Below are 19,136 nucleotides of genomic sequence, written 5' to 3'. Positions count from 1 at the left end.
GACTATGCCATTGAAGAACAAACCAAGTGCTTTTCTACAGCATTTACAGGTGCCCCAGCTTCTTGAAGTGCCCACAACAAGGCTCCATATACAGGTGCGTTGTGAACCTGGAAGTAATTGAACTGCTGTTGGGTAAGCCGGAATAACTCATCTTTAAAATTAGGCGGTAAGCCGAAATTTTTAGTTACGCCACCGCTAAATATCAGGTTAGCCTGGGTGGCTTCAACTTTTTTAAGCAGGCACCATACGGTACGCGCCAGTTCGTGGCCGGCGCGGTGCACCACACGGGCCGCACCGGGGCAACCTTCGTGATAAGCCTCATATACAGGGCCTAAAAAGTAACCGCGTTGCCGGTTGGTGGCAAATCGGTTGACAATGTTGTAAGCCAATGAATCCATATCCTCAGCTTCATAATAAGTCAAAGCTTTTTGAATGAGGATGGGATATTCCTCTTCACGCCCTAATAATGAGGCACATGCCAGATGTATGGCATATTCAGCCTGATGGATGCCCGAGCCCCATTCACCCGATAAGTATTCGTAACCGGGCATTTTATAGTACTTTTCACCGTTTGTAGCCAAGCCCATAATTCCGGTTCCGCAGGCAATCACTATACAGGGGTCGGCTATGCCTTTGGCTGATTTCAATGTGGCATAGATGTCATTCTCATAAATGGCTTTTTCTACCGTGATGCTGTTTAAAGCCAGGGCTTGTTCTATAAGGGCCTGCTGTTGACGCTGGTCAGACTCAAAATCCCATCCGGCAACCGTAAATACAGCAACTTTGAGATGCTGGTTACTTACCGGCTTTAACAGGGCTGTCATCTGCTCCAAGGCATCATGCAGCACATAATAAGTACCTCCGGCTTCATGTACGGCCAGTATTTCGCCTGCTGTATTGGCTACCGCCATGTGTGTTTTGGTAGCGCCGCCGTCAACACCAATGATGAGTTGCTCCTGCATTTAAGCTAATTTCATCTGCTTTAAATAATCGGCATTAACTCTGGCGCTTTGCAGCGGTGTTTCCTGGTAAAAGCGCGATTGCTCGGCAAAATAATATTCCATACCATTGGCAGCAGCTACATTGAGCAAATGCGGATAATTGATAGCGCCCTGCCCCAAATCACAGGCGGATTCATCTTTGCTGCCAGCAGGCAGGCGCTGCTTCAATACATCGCGCATATGGCATGAGGTAAAGCGGCCCTTGTGCTTTTTCAGGTAGCTTTCAGGGTTTTGCCCTTCGGTTACGGTGTAATAAAAGTCCATTTGATAATAAACCAAATTTTTATCCGTGTTGGCTAATAACACATCAATAGGCAATTGCCCGTCTATACGTTTGTAAGGATAATCATGCGGATGATAGCCGTAGCGTAAGCCGTGCTGTTTGCAAATTTCACCGTGGCGGTTAAAATCATCGGCAAAGCGTTTAAAAGCATCAATAGATTTTTGCGGACCTTTCCAGGGGCAAATCAAATACTTCATGCCAATAGCTGCGGCCTGTTCAGCCAGCTTTTCGAAAGGCATATCTTCTTCATTATAATGGGTAGAAACTAAAGTCAGTCCATAATCAGCCGCTGTACTTTTAAACTGCTGATTACCCATGCCCCAAAACGGACCTTTATTGCCGCCATAACTTTCTATATAACTATATCCCATACGGCCCAATTGCTTCAAAGTGCCTAATGGATCTTTCTCCATATCTTCTTTTACCATATACAATTGAATGCCAAATGATTTCAATTGAACTGCAGGTAAAAGCTTGCTAATCGGGGCAGCTAAAGTGAGCAAGCTGCTTTGTTGGATAAAGGTTCTTCTATTCATAGCGTTTAAGTTTCAGGCGTTAATCTTCACAATAATAACAGTAGGCATGGGCATGCAGCCATAATAGCGAAGCCGGCAGTTGAGTGCCAATTTCTTTCTTCATTAACTGCTGAAAGATATTGTGCTTATGCCTGCCGTTTACTATTAGTAGTATGTTTTTTGATTTTAATATATCAGCCATGCCCAATGTATATCCGTGGGTTAGGCCGGCTACATCCTGCACCATAGGGTGTGCCAGCGAGGCCTCCGAAAGCCTGGCCAGGTGTACATCTGGTTGTAATGTTTCAGCCGGGTCATTAAAGGCAATATGCCCGTTCAGGCCTAAGCCTAATATGCATAAATCAACAGGGCCCTGTGTGTTTAAATATTTTTGTATCCTTTCGCATTCTGCGTCGGGCTGATCGGATTCACTGTTAAAAGCCATGTAATTTTCGGCCGGTAGGCCCAGTGGTTGTAATAGCTCTTTTTGCAGGTAATACTCGCACGAGCCGGTATGGTTCATGGGCAGACCTGCCCATTCGTCCAACTTAACTACTTTTATCTGACTGGTATCAAGTTTTTCTTTTTGCTGCACCAGTTGCCGGTAAGCACCTGTAGGTGAGTTGCCGGTAGCCGGGCATAATAAAGCTTGCGGATTTTCTTTAATAGTGTTTACCATAAAATCCGCAGCAGCTTTGTTTAAGGCTTCCGGTGTGTCAAATTTGATGATCTGCATTAGTTCAAATCCCGCCTTACCACTTCGCCGGTGGTTTTATCTTTTAATAACAGCTTCTTTTCGCCGTTGGGCAACACTTCTTCTTTAATCAGATAGTACTGCTCATCATAGCTGCTGTATTGCGTAGCATAAGAAGTATCAGTATCACCACGCCATTCTTCTAATTGTACCGGTTCCCACCGGCCCGATTTGGCTGATACATAAGCCGCATCAATAATGGCGTTTACCACGTAGCCATCATAAAAAGTTTCGGCGGGCTGCGAACCATTCTCAATACACTCAAACATATTGGTAAACATGTGGCTGTAACCCAACTCGTGTGCTTCGTCGCCCACCGGGAACAGCCAGCCGGTATTGCTTTCGGCTTTCTCGGCCACATACCCGCCTTTGCCGGTGCTGAATACCTCGAAGCCGGTACGTAAAAAGTTGTTGACCCAAATAGTACCTTCTGTGCCCATCACTTCATCGCGCAAATCCATACCGCCCCTGAAGCACCAGCTCACTTCAAACTGCCCGATAGCACCGTTTGCATATTTTACCATGCCTACCGCATTATCTTCAGCATCAATAGGGTGTACTTGGGTGGCTGCCCAGCACATCACTTCTACCGGTTTAATGTTTTTGCCGATGAAATTCCGGCCAATTTCAATACAGTGACAACCCAAATCTACAATGGCCCCACCGCCTGACTGCTCCTTGTTCCAAAACCAATCGCTGTGTGGGCCGGGGTGCGTCTCGCGTGATTTAGTCCACAAGATGCGGCCTAAACCACCTGATTGTACAATGTCCAATGATTTTAAAAACTTGGGAGTATAGCATAAATCCTCCAGGTAACCACCCATGATGCCAGCTTTTTCCACCAGTTCCATCATCTGCTTGGCTTCGGCACCGGTACGGCCCAGCGGCTTGGTGCATAGTACATGTTTGCCGGCTTTGGCACAGGCTTCTACCGCAGGCAAGTGTAAATCGTTCGATAATGATATAATTACCACATCCACCTCCGGGTGGTTAATGGCCTCTTCCATACTGGTGGTGTAGTGCGGCAGTTTGTAGTCGGCGGCAAATTTTTGGGCGCGTTCCTCGCTGCGGGAGTAAACAGTGAATAAGGTGTCTTTACGGCGCTGGCCGGATAAAGAATCGGCATAAAAGCGCGCAATAAAGCCGGAGCCTAACATGGCAATTTTCATAAGGTACTTAATAAAGAAGGTTATAATTGGGTTAAATGCAGCATTCGGGCACGGCCCTTAGCTTTAACCAAGATAGATAATTATCAGTGAATTGAGACTGATTTATTAAAAATGCATCAACAAAAAGCCCCTGCTTGTTTAAATTGATTGACTTAAACAGGCAGGGGGAATTTAGAGGATATGCTTAATAGACTATTTATTCTGCCTTTAAACTTCTGATTGGGTTGGCCAAAGCGGCATTTAGCATTTGAAAGCTGATGGTAAAGCCTGCAATAATCAAAGAAATAAAAAATGCCCCTGCGAAATAAGCCGGACTCAATGCAATGCGGTGCGCAAAACTTTCCAGCCATGTACTCATAGCCAAGTAGGCCAGCGGGGCGGCAATCATGAAACCAAAGAATACCAGCCACGCAAACTCTTTTGAAAACATTAATACAATGCTGTTTACTGATGAGCCCAGTACCTTGCGTATGCCGATTTCTTTCTGCCGCTGCAATGCCAGGTAAGAAATAAGTCCGTAAAGACCCAAACAACCAATGAATACAGACAGAGCTACAAATATTTTAAAGGCTTGGTACATTACATCCTCAATTACATAAAAAGCCTGATGCTTCAGAAAAGTATCAATATTATATCCTTTAAAAACATGGTCGGGAAAAGTTTGCTGCCATATTTGCTGAACAGCGTTTAATGTTGATTTACTTACCGTTTGACTGGTTTTAAATTGCACATTAGCTATACCTACCCAGCCGGTTGAATAAAACAGCATGCATGGCGTTACCTCATGCTTTACAGGTACGTTAAAGAAATCAGCTGTTACACCAATTATAGTAGCTTTTTCTTTTTGGTTGATCATTATAGTTTGACCGATGGCTTGCTGCGGATCTTTTATACCCAAAGCCTGTAAGGCCTTTTGGTTAACTAAAGCATTATAACGGCCGCTGGTATCTTTTGGCATCAGCTTATCAGATGGCTGCAAGTTGCGACCGGCCATTAGTTTAATATGGTAAACCGGAATGTAATGGTCGTCTACATGCTTGCGCTCCATACTCATTTTTTCAGACGTAGCGCCAGAAATAGGACTGAATTCCACTGTAGATTGTACGTTGGAAGTAGGTGGCGTGGAGCTAAAAGAAACATCCTGAACGGCGGGTAGCTTTAAAAGTTGATTTCTCATCACTTCTAACTGCTGCGAATTATTTTCAGGAACATCCAGTACCATCATCCCGCTTTTGCGGTACCCCAAATCCATTTTTTGAAAATACTGCATCTGGCTGGCAATAACAAGGGTGCCGATGATCAGCAACTGCGATATGGTAAATTGGGTAACCACCAGTATCTTACGTAACGAAAATTTACTGGCAAAACCGGATTTGGTAGATGAAAGAGTATTCTTCAGGGCTTGAACCGGTTGATACCCCGACATGATTTTAGCAGGATAATAACCTGCCAATACACTGGTGAGCACAATAATAGCCGCCAGGAAATATATTACTGTATAATCGATACTTAAACCCAGGTCGATGATATTGATGAGGTAACTGTTAAATGCATGTAGCGCGTAATTAGCCAGCAATAAGCCAATAGTTGAAGCAAACAAAACCAGCACAAACGTTTCGCTCATAAAGCGAATCATGAGCGCGCTACGGCTGCTGCCTAAAGTTTTGCGGATACCAATTTCTTTAGCCCTTTTAACTGCCTGTGCAGTAGCCAGGTTAATAAAGTTGATACAGGCTGTAAGCAGTACAATAATGCCCATGGTGATAAATGCAATCACCAGTACTTTAGGTGTAGCATAGCTGGTACCTTCGTACATTTCATTGGTATGCACCTCATTAAGCGGTTGCAGATGGTAAGTAAACTTTTTAGCAGTTGCCGGCTCAAAATACTTATTTTTAAAAGCAACCAGTTGTTTGTTTATTGCAGCGACATCAGCGCCCTGCGGTAAGGTGATAAAAACAAAACTGCTGCCCCAAAGGCTTTTCCAATCGTGCCCAATGCCCGGATGACTGTTTAGAAAAGCACTGTAGGGCAGTAAAACTTTAAATGGAACATTGGTATTTGCAGGGATGTTATCCATTATCCCTGAAATACGATAAGTGTTCTTATTTACAGTGATGGTTTTATCTAACAATCGGGTATAATTATTTTTATCTCGCCCACCGAAAACTTTATCGGCCACTGTCTTGGTTAGTATCACTTCATCAGGGTGGGTAAGCAGGTGGTTATAGGTTCCGGCCAGCAAGGGGTGGCGGAACATTTTCAAAAAATTTTCATCGGCGTATACCAAACCCTTTTGTTCAAACAAGTTTTTGTTGCCTGTTTTGTTAACCGCTATAATAGCCGAACCTTCTGCATATATCTGCGTTACGTTCTCTACCTGCGGAAAATCATTGCGAAGTGCCTGACCCAGCGGGAAATGTACCCAACCCTGATGTTCGGTACCTTGTGCTGTTTGTAAATCGCCTACCATGCGGTAGGTGCGGCTGGCGTTGGGCTGGTTGCTGTCAAAACTATTCTCGTGCCTTAAAAAGGCATACACAAAAATGCAGCAGGCTAAACTTACAGCCAGGCCTGTAACATTGATAAGCGTGCTGATTTTGTTGCGTAGCAGGTTGCGAAAAATAGTAGTCAGGTAATTGGTAAACATAGTGATAGCTATAGTTATTCCCACATTATCCTAACAAATCGTGCCATGGATTTAAAATATTGATAATCAATTTATTGCTTGTTGTAAGCGCTTTGTGTTTATGTTCGCTTCCGAACAGTTAACGAGCGTAAGTAATACACTTATAATATCTTGTGAAGCAGCTTACACCGGAAAAGTCAGCAAAAAAGTAGTGCCCTTGCCGTAAGTAGATTGTATTTGGATGGAGCCTTTATGCAGCAGCATAATTTGCTTGCACAAGCTAAGGCCAATACCGCTGCCGTTTTTGCGTGTACTAAAGAAGGGAATGAAGACCTGGTCAATCAAATCTTCGGGAATGCCAGTGCCGTTATCGCTTACTTTCAGGATAATTTTGCTGTCGGCGGCTTCGGCCGAAAGGCTGATCATTGGTTCCTCTCGTTCTTTTACGGCCTCCATGGCATTGGTGAGCAGGTTAATGAGCAATTGTTCCATCCAGCTGATATCTACCTCGATGCTGATGGTAGGATCGCGCAGAATAATGTCCAGCTCAATGTTTTTCTTTTCCAGCGTGGGCTGCATCAGGCTATCGAGGTTCTCAAATAAATCGCGCACCAATACCTTTTCCAAATCCAGTTTGGTGATTTTATTGAGGTTGCGGTAACTGGCCGTAAACTTAAGCAAGCCTTCGCTGCGGCTTTTAATAGTGTTAATACCCAGTTCCAGGTCGTCCAGCTCAGCAGCAGGCAAGCAGGTGGTAATGCTGTCGCTTTGCAGGCGGTTCATGAGGGTGTCGGCCAGTGAAGAGATGGGCGCTACTGAGTTCATAATCTCGTGTGTCATTACGTTCAGCAGGCGCTGCCAGGCTTTTGATTCAGTTTCGGCTATGGTTTCGCTTACATTCTGAAAACCGATGAGTTTATATTGTGCACCGTTTTGTTTGAGTGTGCTGGCGCTCATTAATATTTTTAAATGCTGTGCCTGTTGATGCATGGTAAGCACTTTGCTGTTACCAGCGCTCAGTTCCATAATTTCCTGGTACAGGCTTTTGTTGCGCTTCTCTAAACTCTGTATGTTTTTGAGGTAGGGAATACCAGTCAGCTTCTTAAAAGCCTCGTTGAGCCATAAAATTTCGCCGCTTTCCTGGTTGTAGGAGAGTATGCCGGTATCTACCAGTTCCAGTACTTTTTCGAGATAGCGGTATTGGGTTTCGCGCTCGTGGCTTACCATTTTAAAGGTGGCCGTAATTTTATTAAAGCCATCGCGCAGGCTGCGCAATTCGGCCGGGGCGCGGGCAATGCTAAAATTCCGGGAAAAATCGCGGTAATACAAAGCCTCTACAAACTGATTAACTTCCCGGTGCAAACGTGTTTGAATGGTAATCAGCTTTGAAGTCTGATATATGCCCAGCGGAATGGCTATCAATAAAAAATTATACCAGTGCTTATTAATTAGCCAGCTAATCATAAACATAGTAGCCAGCAGTAATACCACATGAAGCAGTATTTTCCACTCGTGCCTTTTAGATGTCATACTTGCTCAGTCTGCGATATAAAGCGGTACGGGTGAGGCCCAGCTCTTTGGCGGCTTTGGTGATATTGCCGTTATTTTTATCAATCACCCTTAAAATGGCGTTTTTCTCCATGGTGCTTAAGGGTACGTTTTCCTGCTCTGCCGGTTCGGGCATTGCCATTTCGAGCGAAGAAAAAGTTAATTCATCAGCTTTAATTACCGGCTGCTCGGCCATAATAACGGCGCGCTCAATGGCGTACTGCAGTTCGCGCACGTTGCCTGGGAAAGGGTATTGCTTCAGTTTTTGCAGTGCGGCAGCATCAAAGGTAACAGCAGGCTTCAGGTATTTATCTGAATATATTTTGGCAAAATGGTTAGCCAGTAAAATGATATCATTATCGCGTCTGCGCAGTGGTGGTAGGTTCACCTCTACGGTGTTGATGCGGTAAATTAAATCTTTCCTGAACTTGTTTTCATTGGCCAGTTCAGTGAGGGGTAAGTTGGTAGCACAAATTAAGCGAATGTTAATATCAACCGGTTTATTGGTGCCCAAGCGGGTTACCTGCCGGTTTTGCAGCACTGTTAATAATTTGGCCTGTTGCTGCAGGCTGATGTTGCCAATTTCATCTAAAAACAAGGTGCCGCCCTGCGCATCCTCAAAGCGGCCGGCACGGTCTTCGCGGGCATCGGTAAACGCCCCCTTTTTATGGCCGAATAATTCACTTTCGAACAGGGTATCGGTTAATGCGCCCACATCTACCTTAACAAAGGGTTGTTTGGCCCGCATGGAGCGTTCGTGAATGAGTTTGGCCACTAAATCTTTACCGGTTCCGTTTTCGCCCAGCAGCAAAATGTTGGCATCAGTAGGGGCAATTTTATCAACTTTATAAAATATTTGCTGCATAATGTCAGACTCACCCAGTAGTGGTGTGCCGCCTGTTGCATTGCTTTTACCCGCAACTTTAGGTTTAGTCGTCGCCGTTTTCTCCAATAAATCTTGTATCGTGTCAATCAGCTTATCATTATGCCAGGGTTTTACAATAAAATCATTGGCCCCTTCTTTTAATGAGCGTACTGCCAGGTCAATATCTCCATAAGCGGTAATCATAATCACATACACCGAAGGTTTCCATTCCTTGATCTTCCGCAGCCAGTACAGGCCCTCGTTACCGGTATTAATAGAACTGTTAAAGTTCATATCCAGCATAATGAGGTCTACGTGCTTGCGCTGTAAAATGGCGTGCAAGTTTTCAGGATTTTTTTCGGTGGTGATTTCGGCAACTTCAGTTTTCAGCAATAGCTTTACTGCGGTAAGTACGTCGTTATCGTCATCAACAATCAGTATGCTGGCTTTTCTTAATAACATGGGCTGATATCGTGTATATGTTTAAGTTGTACAGGCTGAATAAATTTAAATTAATTATGCCTTACTGCAAATTATTGTTCACTATTTATAGTTGATGCAGTGTGGTGGCATATTTTTCACCAAAATTGGCAAATTCATAGCCATCTTATTCAATGTGTTGTATTCCAGTTACTTTTCTTTTGTTGTTGCGACAAACACTGTATCATAAACGAACACCTAATGTATTGGAAGCGAACGAGTATATAGTGGTGTTGCTATTTAAGTTGCTGTAAATTAATAGCTTATACTGTGGCACAGGTTTGTATATAGCTTAGGCAAATTTATATTTCTGTGGACAGGGTAATACAAAAGAAAAAATGGAACAGCAAGCGGGTAATGACCATTACGGGTATAGCCGCAGTAGTGCTGTTGGTATCGGGCAGTATTTATTTTACTTCGGGTAAAAGCCGGCTGAATGTGGATATGGAGCGCATTACGGTAAGCGAAGTGACTAAAGGTCCGTTCCAGGAGTTTATACCGGTAAACGGTGTGGTAATGCCGGTAACTACCATTTACCTCGATGCTACTGAAGGTGGCCGGGTAGAGAAGCTTTATGTAGAAGATGGTGCCATGATGAAAAAAGGTCAGCCCATTTTAAAGCTTTCCAACACCGATGAGGAATTGAACCTGGCTAATCAGGAAACTGCCGTATATGCTGCCCAAACCCAAATGCAGATATCGCACAATAATGCGCAACAAAATACAGTAGCCAAACTAAATCAGATGGCTGATGTAGACAATGCTTTTAAGGAAGCTGAACGTGTGTATAAACTTGATAAAAAGCTGTACGACCAAAAAGCTATCGGTTTGCAGGAATACCAGTCGGCCGAGAACATGTACCAGTACCAGTTGCGCCGCAAAAAACTGACTACCCAAATTTTAAGTCAGGATACCGCCTCTAACCGTCAGCAAGAACGCCAGGCTGCAGAGCAGTACACCCACATGAAAAGCACGCTGGAGCTGATGCGCCGCAAAGTGCAGGATTTAACGGTAAAAGCGCCTATTGACGGTCAACTCACCTCTATGGATGCCGAAGTAGGCCAGAATAAACATCAGGGCGAACGCCTGGGCCAAATTGATGTGACCTCGGGGTATAAAGTGAGGGTAGATGTGGATGAGCACTACATTTCACGTGTATATAACGGCCTGATGGGTGAAGTCACCATTGGCGATAAAGTTTACCAATTAAAAATTAAAAAAGTATTTACACAGGTAACCAACGGCCGCTTCCAAGTAGATATGGTATTTGCAGGCAAAGTACCCGATGGAATCCGTCGCGGACAAACGCTGCAAATCAGGCTGGCTTTGAGCGATGAAACCCGTGCGGTACTGGTGCCAAAAGGTGGCTTTTACCAGCAAACCGGTGGTAACTGGATATTCAAACTGAGCAGTGATGGTAAAACGGCTTATAAAACCGACATCCAATTAGGCCGCCAAAACCCGGATTACTATGAGGTGATGCAGGGCTTAAAACCAGGCGACAAAGTGGTAACTTCCAGCTACGATACCTATGATAATATGCAGGAGCTGGTGCTGAAAAAATAGAGTCAAGAAACAAGAACCAAGAATCAAGACAAAGACGTTCATTCAAACTGTAACTTAAAAATAATCACAATTAAAACAAAAAGCCCCTCCTTTGGAGGGGTTGGGGAGGTGTATGATAAAGATAACTGAACTTGAAAAATTTTACCGCACCGAAGAGGTAGAAACGGTAGCGCTCAACAAGCTGTCAATGGAAGTGAACCGTGGTGAGTTTGTGGCCATCATGGGGCCATCAGGCTGTGGTAAATCTACCTTGTTGAATATACTGGGTATGCTGGATGACCCGGACGGCGGCAGCTATATGTTTAATGATATTGAAGTAGCCCATTTTAACGAGCGCAAACGGGCCGATCTGCGCAAGCATAACATCGGTTTTGTATTCCAAAGCTTCAACCTGATTGATGAGCTGACCGTATATGAAAATGTAGAACTCCCCTTAATATATACCGGCGTAGCCGCTGCCGACCGTAAAAGCCGTGTAGAAGAGGTGCTGCAAAAAATGCAGATCATGCACCGCCGCAACCACTATCCGCAGCAGTTATCGGGCGGTCAGCAGCAGCGTGTGGCCATTGCCCGGGCTGTGGTTAATAAACCCAAACTGATTTTGGCCGATGAGCCTACCGGTAACCTTGATAGCAGCAATGGTAACGAGGTAATGGAGTTATTAACCGACCTGAACGAGCAGGGCACCACCATTGTAATGGTAACCCACTCGGAGCACGATGCCCGCTACAGTCACCGTATTATCCGCCTGCTTGACGGGCAAACTGTGATGGAAAACATTATGGTATAAGTGTTTGACTTTACCATTTCAATACTTGAGTTTTTAGTTCTTAAACCTTTATACAGTTGTTGCTTGCCCGTTCACTCTGCCCTTTAACCAGGGGCAGGGCTAAGGGAACACCTAAAATTCAACCTTATGCTTAAAAACTATTTTACCATTGCCTGGAGAAGAATGCTGAATAAAAAAGGCTTTTCCTTGATTAACATTGCAGGGCTTGCTATAGGCACTGCCGTGTTTTTGCTGATTATGGAGTTTGTGGCATTTGAGTGGGGCAGCAATAGGTTTCATAAAAACTATAATCACTTATACCGTGCTTCTGTATTTCATGGTGAGGGGCAGGCCGATTATCATTTAGCCCCGGGTGCAGGATTAATGATACAACAAAACGTGCCGGAAGTAGCCGAGGTAGTGCGCATAGTTGAGGGCTTGGGCAGCGGTACGGTTACCTTGCCTGATAAGCTGGCAACGCATACCACGGTAAATACTTTTCGTGAAAACGCAGTTACTTATGTAGATGGTAACTTTTTTAAAGTATTTACTTTTCCGGTAGTGGCCGGCCGGGCCGATTTGCATCAGCCATTTACTATGGCTATATCACAAAGCACAGCACATAAATATTTTGGCAATACCAATGCCATCGGGCAAGTGCTTCAGGTCAACAATCAATTCGGTAACACAGCTTATACTGTAACTGCTGTTTACCAGGATATGCCGCAGCAATCAGACATTAAAGCTGATGTGTTGCTGGCATACAGTACGCTGAATAACCCGGCGCAACGCAACGGTAATGATTGGGCCGATCCTAAAGGAATGGATTCAGGCTATAGCTTTATCTATTTGTTGTTAAAGCCCAATGTTAGTGCTGATGCGGTGACAGCTCAGCTTACGAATTTAATTCACCGGTTGATGCCGGAGCACCCGGAAGAAAAAGCAGGTTTACAGCCCATGCGCAACTTACACCTGGCGCCCGGCTTTACTTACAACTATCCCACTACCGGCAGTTTTACCCTGGTATTTTCATTTGTGGTTATTGCTTTTCTTATGCTGGTAATTGCTTGGGTAAATTACACCAATCTTACCACGGCCCAATTGTTAGGCCGCTCGAAAGAGGTAGGCATGCGCAAAATACTGGGGGCAGGTAAATGGCAGGTAATGGGCTTGCAGTTTACCGAAACCGGCCTGTTGCTTACCATAAGTACAAGTATTGCTTTATTACTGGTATGGGCATTGCAACCGCTGTATAATTCATTCACCGGAAAACCATTGTCATTAAACCTGCTGTTTTCAGGCTGGATGTGGCTGGGATGCCTAATTTTGGTATGGCTCGGCACCTTTGCGGCAGGCAGTTACCTGGCTTGGTTTCTGAGTTCAATTACTCCTGTTAAAGCGCTCCGCAGCAAAGCTGATGCAAAAGCAGGTGGCATCTCTTTACGCCAGGGACTCATGGTATTTCAATTTACGGTATCAGTATTATTCATTATTGCTACCATTACTTTATACCGGCAATTGCATTTTATGCAAACCCAGCAATTAGGTTTCAACCCCAGTCAGCTGGTAAGCATTACAGGGCCGGCTATTATAAATAGCGGGCATAAGCAAACTTCACAGCAATTTGAAAATGAGCTTTCGAATTTGTCTTATGTTGAAAAATATGCAGCCTCTAACAACATCCCTGGCCAGGGTTATAATTTTTCTGCCAACGGCATTACCCGGCTTAACCCAAAACCCGGAGACGAGAAAAAAGCCTACCACATGTTGATTGTGGATGATCATTATCTGAATGCTTATCAAATAAAGATGGCCCAGGGTACAGGTTTTTCAGCTGCCGCAATACAGCTTGGGTGGTCGGCCGCAAGGCAGGTATTAATTAATGAAGCTGCTGCTGCACAGTTGGGCTTTAAAACCGGAGAGAATATTGCAGGGCAAAAAATTAAATGGGGCGGTGATTTCGAAGTAATTGGTGTGGTAAAAAACTACCATCACTTATCATTACATACCGCCATTGAACCCATGCTATTTTTGCCTTCAGTGGCCGACGGCTATTTCACGGTTAAGATAACCGGTGGCAACATTTATAGCAAAATGCAGCACATCCGGCAAATTTACCAAAAGCTGTTTCCGGGCGAGCCTTTCGAATACGTTTTTATAGATAATTTATTCGACCAGCAATACCAAAATGAGCAGCGCATGGGTAAACTGTTCATGTCATCAGCGCTGGTGGCTATTTTTATTGCCTGCCTTGGCTTATTAGGCATGGCGTCTTATGTAGCACAGCAACGTACCAAGGAGATCGGCGTTCGTAAAGTGCTGGGCGCTACGGTAACGCGCATCACCCTGATGCTATCAGCAGATTTTCTGAAACCTGTAGCCATCGGTATATTAATTGCCTCGCCGTTAGCTTGGTACCTGATGCAGGGCTGGCTTCAAAATTTTGCATACCGCATTGATATACAATGGTGGGTTTTTGCTTCAGCAGCCCTGATTACCACAGGGATTGCTTTATTGACTATTGGAGCGCGTTCGGTAAAGGCTGCACTGATAAACCCGGTTAAGAGCTTGCGCAGCGAATAGATTCTTTTCACAATAAAAATACATTATGCTTAAAAATTACTTCAAAATAGCCTGGCGCAACTTGTTAAGACACAAGAGTTACGCTATTATCAATATTGCCGGTTTAACTGCCGGTATTGCCTCATGCCTGCTCATTTTTGTGGTGGTAAATTTTGAATTGAGCTTTGATAAAGATCAGCCTAATTACCATAATCTTTACCACGTGGTTACCTTGTCTTCGGGCGAGGATAACTTAAACTATACTCCCGGCGTACCCACCCCGGCTGTAGATGCCTTGCGGCTGGAGTTTCCGGAAGCTAAAGTAGCGGCTTTAAATACCAGCTACGGCAGCCAGTTTACTATTGCGGCGCCGGGTGGCAATGCTGCCGCCGATAAAAAGATTATTGAACCCTTCGGCGTGTTTTTTATGCAGCCACAGTTTTTTGAACTGTTTAAATTTAAATGGCTGGCCGGCAGTGCCTCGGTACTTAAGCAGCCCGATATGGTGGTAATTGACCAGAGTACCGCCACCAAGTATTTTGGCGACTGGCAGCAAGCCATGGGCAAAACCATTAAAATGGATAACACCCTGAACCTAAAAGTTGCAGGTATATTAGCCGATGCGCCCTCAAACTCAGATTTCCAGGTGAAAGTAGCGGTATCTTATCTGACCTGGAAGCAGCACCCTAATGAATACAATTATAATTACGACTGGCACAGCAACAGCAGTAATCACCAGATTTATATGCTATTCCCGGAGGGCGCTTCGCAGCAAAAGATAGATGCGCGGTTAAAGGCCTTCTCTGATAAGTATCATGAAAATAATGTAACCGGTCAGGGCCGTAAGCATGTGCATTTTGTGCAGCCACTGGCGGCTATGCATTTCGATACCCGCTTTGGCAACACCATCGGCGATCATCAAACCAGCATGGCTACCCTTCGTACCCTATCGTTCATAGCCATGCTGATTATTGTAATGGCTTCCATCAACTTTATTAACCTTTCTACTGCGCAGTCGGTAGGGCGGTCAAAAGAAGTAGGCGTGCGCAAGGTATTAGGCAGCAGTCGCTTGCAGTTGATTGGTCAGGTGTTGGGCGAAACTACGTTAATTGTGGTATTGAGTGTGGTACTGGCTATTGTTGTAGCTAAACTGGCCTTGCCTTACTTAAAGAACATAGCCAGCGTGCCCGATGATATTGGGTTGTTTAGTATCAATACCGTAGCATTTTTATTCATCGTCACTTTAATTATTATCCTGTTATCAGGCGTTTATCCGGCACTTACGCTTTCGGGCTTTAAGCCGGTGCTGGCGCTCAAAAATAAAATCAATGCTGCATCAGTAGGGGGTATTCCGCTGCGCCGAGTATTGGTGATTGCGCAGTTTACCATTTCGCAGGTATTGATTATCGGTACCATCGTTGCCATCAGGCAGATGAACTATGTGAATAATGCCGATTTAGGTTTCAATAAAAGCGCCGTGCTCATGATTCCGGGTTATACCGATAGTATCAGCCTGCAAAAAATGGCTACCGTGAAGCAGCAACTGCTGGCTAATCCTAAAGTTACTTCTGTTTCTTTTACCTCTGATGCACCATCTTCAGAAAATAACTGGGTACAAAATATCTACTACAATCACAACGGTGAAGGCGAGGGTTATAATACCAACCTGAAATATGCAGATGCTGACTATTTTAAAACGTTCAAATTTCAATTTTTGGCTGGTCATGGCTACGCTGCATCCGATACCATGCAGGCCATTGTGGTAAATGAAACTTTTATTCGCAAACTGGGAATAAAACGCCCGCAGGACGCCATTGGTAAAGATGTAAGGTTGGGCGCACGCAGCGCCTGGGTACCTATTGTAGGCGTTATCAAAGATTATAAAACTAACTCGCTACGCGAAGAAATCAGGCCGATACTCATGGGCTCATACAAGGGGTATGAATCACAACTGGCAGTTCGCCTCAATACCGGTAACCTGATACAAACTGTGGCCGAAATTAAAGCGATATGGGAACGTAATTATCCTGAATATGCCTACAATGGCGGCTTTTTAGATGAAAGCATAGCGCAATTTTATCAGCAGGAAAACCAGCTGGCTTTGGTATATAAAGTATTTGCCGGTATTGCCATTTTTATTTCCTGCCTGGGTTTGTACGGGCTGGTTTCTTTCATGACGCTGCAAAAAACCAAGGAGGTAGGTGTGCGCAAGGTATTGGGCGCTTCGGTAGCCAGCATTGTATACCTGTTTTCAAAAGAATTTATGCTGTTGATTTTGCTTTCGTTTGTAATTGCCATGCCGGTGGCCTGGTACGTAATGTCGGCCTGGCTGCAAAGCTTTGCTTACCGCATTGGTTTGAGCGCCGGCATATTTGTGGTTGCCATTGCCGCCTCTATGCTGATTGCTTGGGTTACGGTAGGTTACAAGGCGGTAAAAGCGGCGCTGGTTACACCGGTGAGGAGTTTACGAAGCGAATAATTTAATAATCTTGTCTAATCCATCAATACCATGCTGAAGAACTATATCAAAACTGCTTTGCGTCACTTTGGTAAACATAAGCTGTTTACGCTGATTAATGTGGCAGGCCTCTCGGTAGGCGTGAGCGCCGCGCTGGTGATTTACCTGATTGTGCATTTCAGTTTCTCCTTTGATAAATTTCATCCGGATGGCAACCGTATTTATAGGGTAGTTTCCGATTTTACATTTTCGGGCGAGGTAAATAATAATGGTGGTGTAACTGCCCCATTAGGCGAGGCCGTGAAAACTGAAGTAAGCGGCCTGCAGCAATCTGCCCATTTCATGACCTGGAGTTCTAATGTGGTGACGGATAACGGTAGCAAAGCACCGGCTACTTTTAAACACCAAAATGACCTGATCTTTGCTGATCAGCGGTATTTCAATCTGTTTAAATACCAATGGCTGGCGGGTTCTGCTAAAACATCACTGCAAAAGCCTAATCAGGTAGTACTTACGCTGTCACAAGCGCAAAAGTATTTCCCTAAGCTTTCTGCCAGTCAGATGATTGGTCAAAAACTGTTTTACCGGGATGATTCGGTAAGAGCAGAGGTAAGCGGAATTGTAAAGGATTTTTCAGAAAACACTGATTTGATCTTTCATGATTTTATTTCTCACTCCACCATCAACAGCATTCCAAATTTAAAGCGGCGCCTGGAAAACTGGGGCGGTACGGGTTCAAATTCGCAGTTGTACCTGAAGCTTGCCCCCGGTGCTACGCCACAAAACGTAGAAGCGCAGCTGAACAAGGTGCTGAAGGCGCATAAGCCACTCAGACCAGAGGATAAAGGCAATACCCAAACCCTGCGCCTGCAACCTTTAAGCGACATCCATTTTAACGCAAAGTATGCTGTATATAACACGCCTACCGCCAACATTACCACCCTTTATGGACTGATGGCTATTGCGGCATTTTTACTGCTGTTAGGCTGTATTAACTATATCAACCTCACTACAGCACAATCCACCCAGCGGGCTAAGGAGATCGGTATCCGTAAAACTATGGGCAGTACACGCCGTGAACTCATTGGGCAGTACCTGAGCGAAACTTTTTTGATTACAATGCTGGCTATCCTCATTGCCATGGGTATAGCGCCGCTTATCCTGAAGTTGTTTACCGATTTTGTACCTGCGGGAGTTAGTGCCAACGTTTTTCATCAACCCCTCATACTGTTGTTTTTACTGGCGCTGGCAGTGGTGGTAAGTTTGCTGTCAGGCTTTTATCCGGCGCTTATTTTGTCGGGTTACAAGCCGGTATCGGTTTTAAAGAACCAGGCTTACAGCGGTACTTCTAAAACCCGCAATTCGTTTTTGCGCAAATCATTAACCGTTACGCAGTTCGTAATCGCCCAGTTTTTTATTATGGCTACGTTGCTTGTAGGCAAACAAATCAGCTTTGCATTGCATAAAGACATGGGCTTTAAAAAAGACGCAATTATTACCATCAAGTTGCCTTATCAGGAAAAGAACCTGATGAATAAAAAGATGTTACTTAACCAGGCTAAAGCCCTGCCGCAGGTAGCTATGGCAAGTTTGAGCGATGATGTGCCATCTTCCAACAACTGGAATTCTACCGATGCTACTTACCGCGATGGAAAGAAGGAAGTGAAAATGACCTTAGAGTACAAAAGCGGCGATGAAAACTACATTAAACTTTATCACATTCGCCTATTGGCCGGCCGTAACATAGCCATCAGCGATACTTCATCGGGTATGCTGGTGAACGAAACTTATACTAAGGTGTTAGGTTTTAAAACGCCTCAGCAAGCTTTGGGTAAGGCTATTGATTATGGCTTTGATGAAAAAGGAAAGAAGATTTATAAACAGATAGTGGGCGTCACTGCCGATTTTTACCAGCACTCACTCCATCAGGGCATAAAACCCATTGCTATTTTTCCTGACGAAAAATATGGTGCCAGCACTATACACATTGCTTTAAAGCCCCAAACTGAAGGCGGCGATGAATGGAAGCAAGCCATCAGCCAGTTGCAGCACAACTGGAAGGCCCTATATCCCGACGAAGAGTTTAATTACAGCTTTTTCGATGAAGCTATAGCGCAGTTTTACCAAGGCGAGCAACATACTTCAAAGCTCCTTACCTGGGCTACGGGCTTATCTGTATTCATCAGCTGCCTGGGCTTATTAGGGTTGGCAGTTTATACGGCCAATCAGCGTACGAAAGAGATTGGTGTACGTAAAGTGCTGGGCGCCACGGTGGCGCAAATTGTAGCCATGCTATCATCCGAACTGGTGATGCTGGTGGCGCTGGCTTTTGTGCTGGTCAGCCCGGCAGCCTGGTGGGCTATGCACCGCTGGATGCATGATTTTGCCGTACGCACGCCGGTAAGCTGGTGGATATTTGCCCTCAGTGGCGCGGGCATGTTGCTAACAGCGCTGGCTACGGTAAGTCTTAATTCTGTTAAAGCGGCTACAGCCAACCCGGTAAAGAGCCTGCGGAGCGAGTAGCTTTATATATTACT

General features: G+C 44.7%; 12 protein-coding genes. 5 read left to right on the top strand and 7 right to left on the bottom strand.

Annotated elements, in window-relative coordinates; all coding sequences use genetic code 11:
• Window positions 1–2 precede the first annotated feature (2 nt).
• The 7 genes from ACYVNW_RS12585 to ACYVNW_RS12555 form a co-directional block, all read right to left on the bottom strand.
• Window positions 3–962, bottom strand: coding sequence for an N-acetylglucosamine kinase (locus ACYVNW_RS12585; protein WP_460680222.1), 960 nt, complete (start codon window positions 960–962; stop codon window positions 3–5).
• On the bottom strand, window positions 963–1,820 hold the full coding sequence (locus tag ACYVNW_RS12580; RefSeq protein ID WP_460680221.1) for a sugar phosphate isomerase/epimerase family protein: 858 nt from the start codon (window positions 1,818–1,820) through the stop codon (window positions 963–965).
• 19 nt (window positions 1,821–1,839) lie between these two features.
• Entirely contained in the window at window positions 1,840–2,535 is a 696-nt protein-coding gene (locus ACYVNW_RS12575; RefSeq protein WP_460680220.1) for a 6-phosphogluconolactonase, read from the bottom strand.
• The gene (locus ACYVNW_RS12570) at window positions 2,535–3,722 is read right to left on the bottom strand and encodes a Gfo/Idh/MocA family protein (protein ID WP_460680219.1); all 1,188 of its coding nucleotides are present in this window, start codon (window positions 3,720–3,722) and stop codon (window positions 2,535–2,537) included. Before ACYVNW_RS12570 ends, ACYVNW_RS12575 begins: the two co-directional genes overlap by 1 nt.
• Window positions 3,723–3,918: 196 nt before the next feature.
• Complete coding sequence (locus ACYVNW_RS12565; protein WP_460680218.1) at window positions 3,919–6,372, bottom strand: ABC transporter permease; 2,454 nt, start codon at window positions 6,370–6,372, stop codon at window positions 3,919–3,921.
• A 162-nt stretch (window positions 6,373–6,534) separates the two neighbouring features.
• Complete coding sequence (locus tag ACYVNW_RS12560; protein WP_460680217.1) at window positions 6,535–7,881, bottom strand: sensor histidine kinase; 1,347 nt, start codon at window positions 7,879–7,881, stop codon at window positions 6,535–6,537.
• Window positions 7,871–9,226 (bottom strand): sigma-54-dependent transcriptional regulator, encoded by a 1,356-nt coding sequence (locus ACYVNW_RS12555; RefSeq protein ID WP_460680216.1) that lies wholly within the window; start codon window positions 9,224–9,226, stop codon window positions 7,871–7,873. Before ACYVNW_RS12555 ends, ACYVNW_RS12560 begins: the two co-directional genes overlap by 11 nt.
• A 330-nt stretch (window positions 9,227–9,556) precedes the next feature.
• Between ACYVNW_RS12555 and ACYVNW_RS12550 the strand changes: the two genes are divergently transcribed.
• The 5 genes from ACYVNW_RS12550 (at window position 9,557) to ACYVNW_RS12530 (ending at window position 19,122) form a co-directional block, all read left to right on the top strand.
• Entirely contained in the window at window positions 9,557–10,810 is a 1,254-nt protein-coding gene (locus tag ACYVNW_RS12550; protein WP_460680215.1) for an efflux RND transporter periplasmic adaptor subunit, read from the top strand.
• Window positions 10,811–10,922: 112 nt separating this feature from the next.
• Window positions 10,923–11,600, top strand: coding sequence for an ABC transporter ATP-binding protein (locus ACYVNW_RS12545; RefSeq protein WP_460680214.1), 678 nt, complete (start codon window positions 10,923–10,925; stop codon window positions 11,598–11,600).
• A gap of 126 nt (window positions 11,601–11,726) precedes the next feature.
• Window positions 11,727–14,162 (top strand): ABC transporter permease, encoded by a 2,436-nt coding sequence (locus ACYVNW_RS12540; RefSeq protein WP_460680213.1) that lies wholly within the window; start codon window positions 11,727–11,729, stop codon window positions 14,160–14,162.
• A gap of 25 nt (window positions 14,163–14,187) precedes the next feature.
• Window positions 14,188–16,620 carry an ABC transporter permease gene (locus tag ACYVNW_RS12535; protein WP_460680212.1) on the top strand — a complete coding sequence of 811 codons (2,433 nt, stop codon included), beginning with the start codon at window positions 14,188–14,190 and terminating at the stop codon, window positions 16,618–16,620.
• Window positions 16,621–16,650: 30 nt separating this feature from the next.
• The gene (locus ACYVNW_RS12530) at window positions 16,651–19,122 is read left to right on the top strand and encodes an FtsX-like permease family protein (protein ID WP_460680211.1); all 2,472 of its coding nucleotides are present in this window, start codon (window positions 16,651–16,653) and stop codon (window positions 19,120–19,122) included.
• Window positions 19,123–19,136: the final 14 nt, after the last annotated feature.

This window comes from Mucilaginibacter koreensis (genome assembly GCF_054783355.1).
Note: the sequence above shows the minus strand (reverse complement) of the source record. Positions and strands in the feature narration are given on the sequence as shown.

Excerpts from the sequence above, each read along its gene's own strand:
- ACYVNW_RS12545 (WP_460680214.1), top strand. The coding sequence starts at position 10,923 with ATGATAAAGATAACTGAACTTGAAAAATTTTACCGCACCGAAGAGGTA.
- ACYVNW_RS12575 (WP_460680220.1), bottom strand. The coding sequence starts at position 2,535 with ATGCAGATCATCAAATTTGACACACCGGAAGCCTTAAACAAAGCTGCT.
- ACYVNW_RS12585 (WP_460680222.1), bottom strand. The coding sequence starts at position 962 with ATGCAGGAGCAACTCATCATTGGTGTTGACGGCGGCGCTACCAAAACA.
- ACYVNW_RS12565 (WP_460680218.1), bottom strand. The coding sequence starts at position 6,372 with ATGTTTACCAATTACCTGACTACTATTTTTCGCAACCTGCTACGCAAC.
- ACYVNW_RS12540 (WP_460680213.1), top strand. The coding sequence starts at position 11,727 with ATGCTTAAAAACTATTTTACCATTGCCTGGAGAAGAATGCTGAATAAA.
- ACYVNW_RS12580 (WP_460680221.1), bottom strand. The coding sequence starts at position 1,820 with ATGAATAGAAGAACCTTTATCCAACAAAGCAGCTTGCTCACTTTAGCT.
- ACYVNW_RS12570 (WP_460680219.1), bottom strand. The coding sequence starts at position 3,722 with ATGAAAATTGCCATGTTAGGCTCCGGCTTTATTGCGCGCTTTTATGCC.
- ACYVNW_RS12535 (WP_460680212.1), top strand. The coding sequence starts at position 14,188 with ATGCTTAAAAATTACTTCAAAATAGCCTGGCGCAACTTGTTAAGACAC.
- ACYVNW_RS12555 (WP_460680216.1), bottom strand. The coding sequence starts at position 9,226 with ATGTTATTAAGAAAAGCCAGCATACTGATTGTTGATGACGATAACGAC.
- ACYVNW_RS12530 (WP_460680211.1), top strand. The coding sequence starts at position 16,651 with ATGCTGAAGAACTATATCAAAACTGCTTTGCGTCACTTTGGTAAACAT.
- ACYVNW_RS12560 (WP_460680217.1), bottom strand. The coding sequence starts at position 7,881 with ATGACATCTAAAAGGCACGAGTGGAAAATACTGCTTCATGTGGTATTA.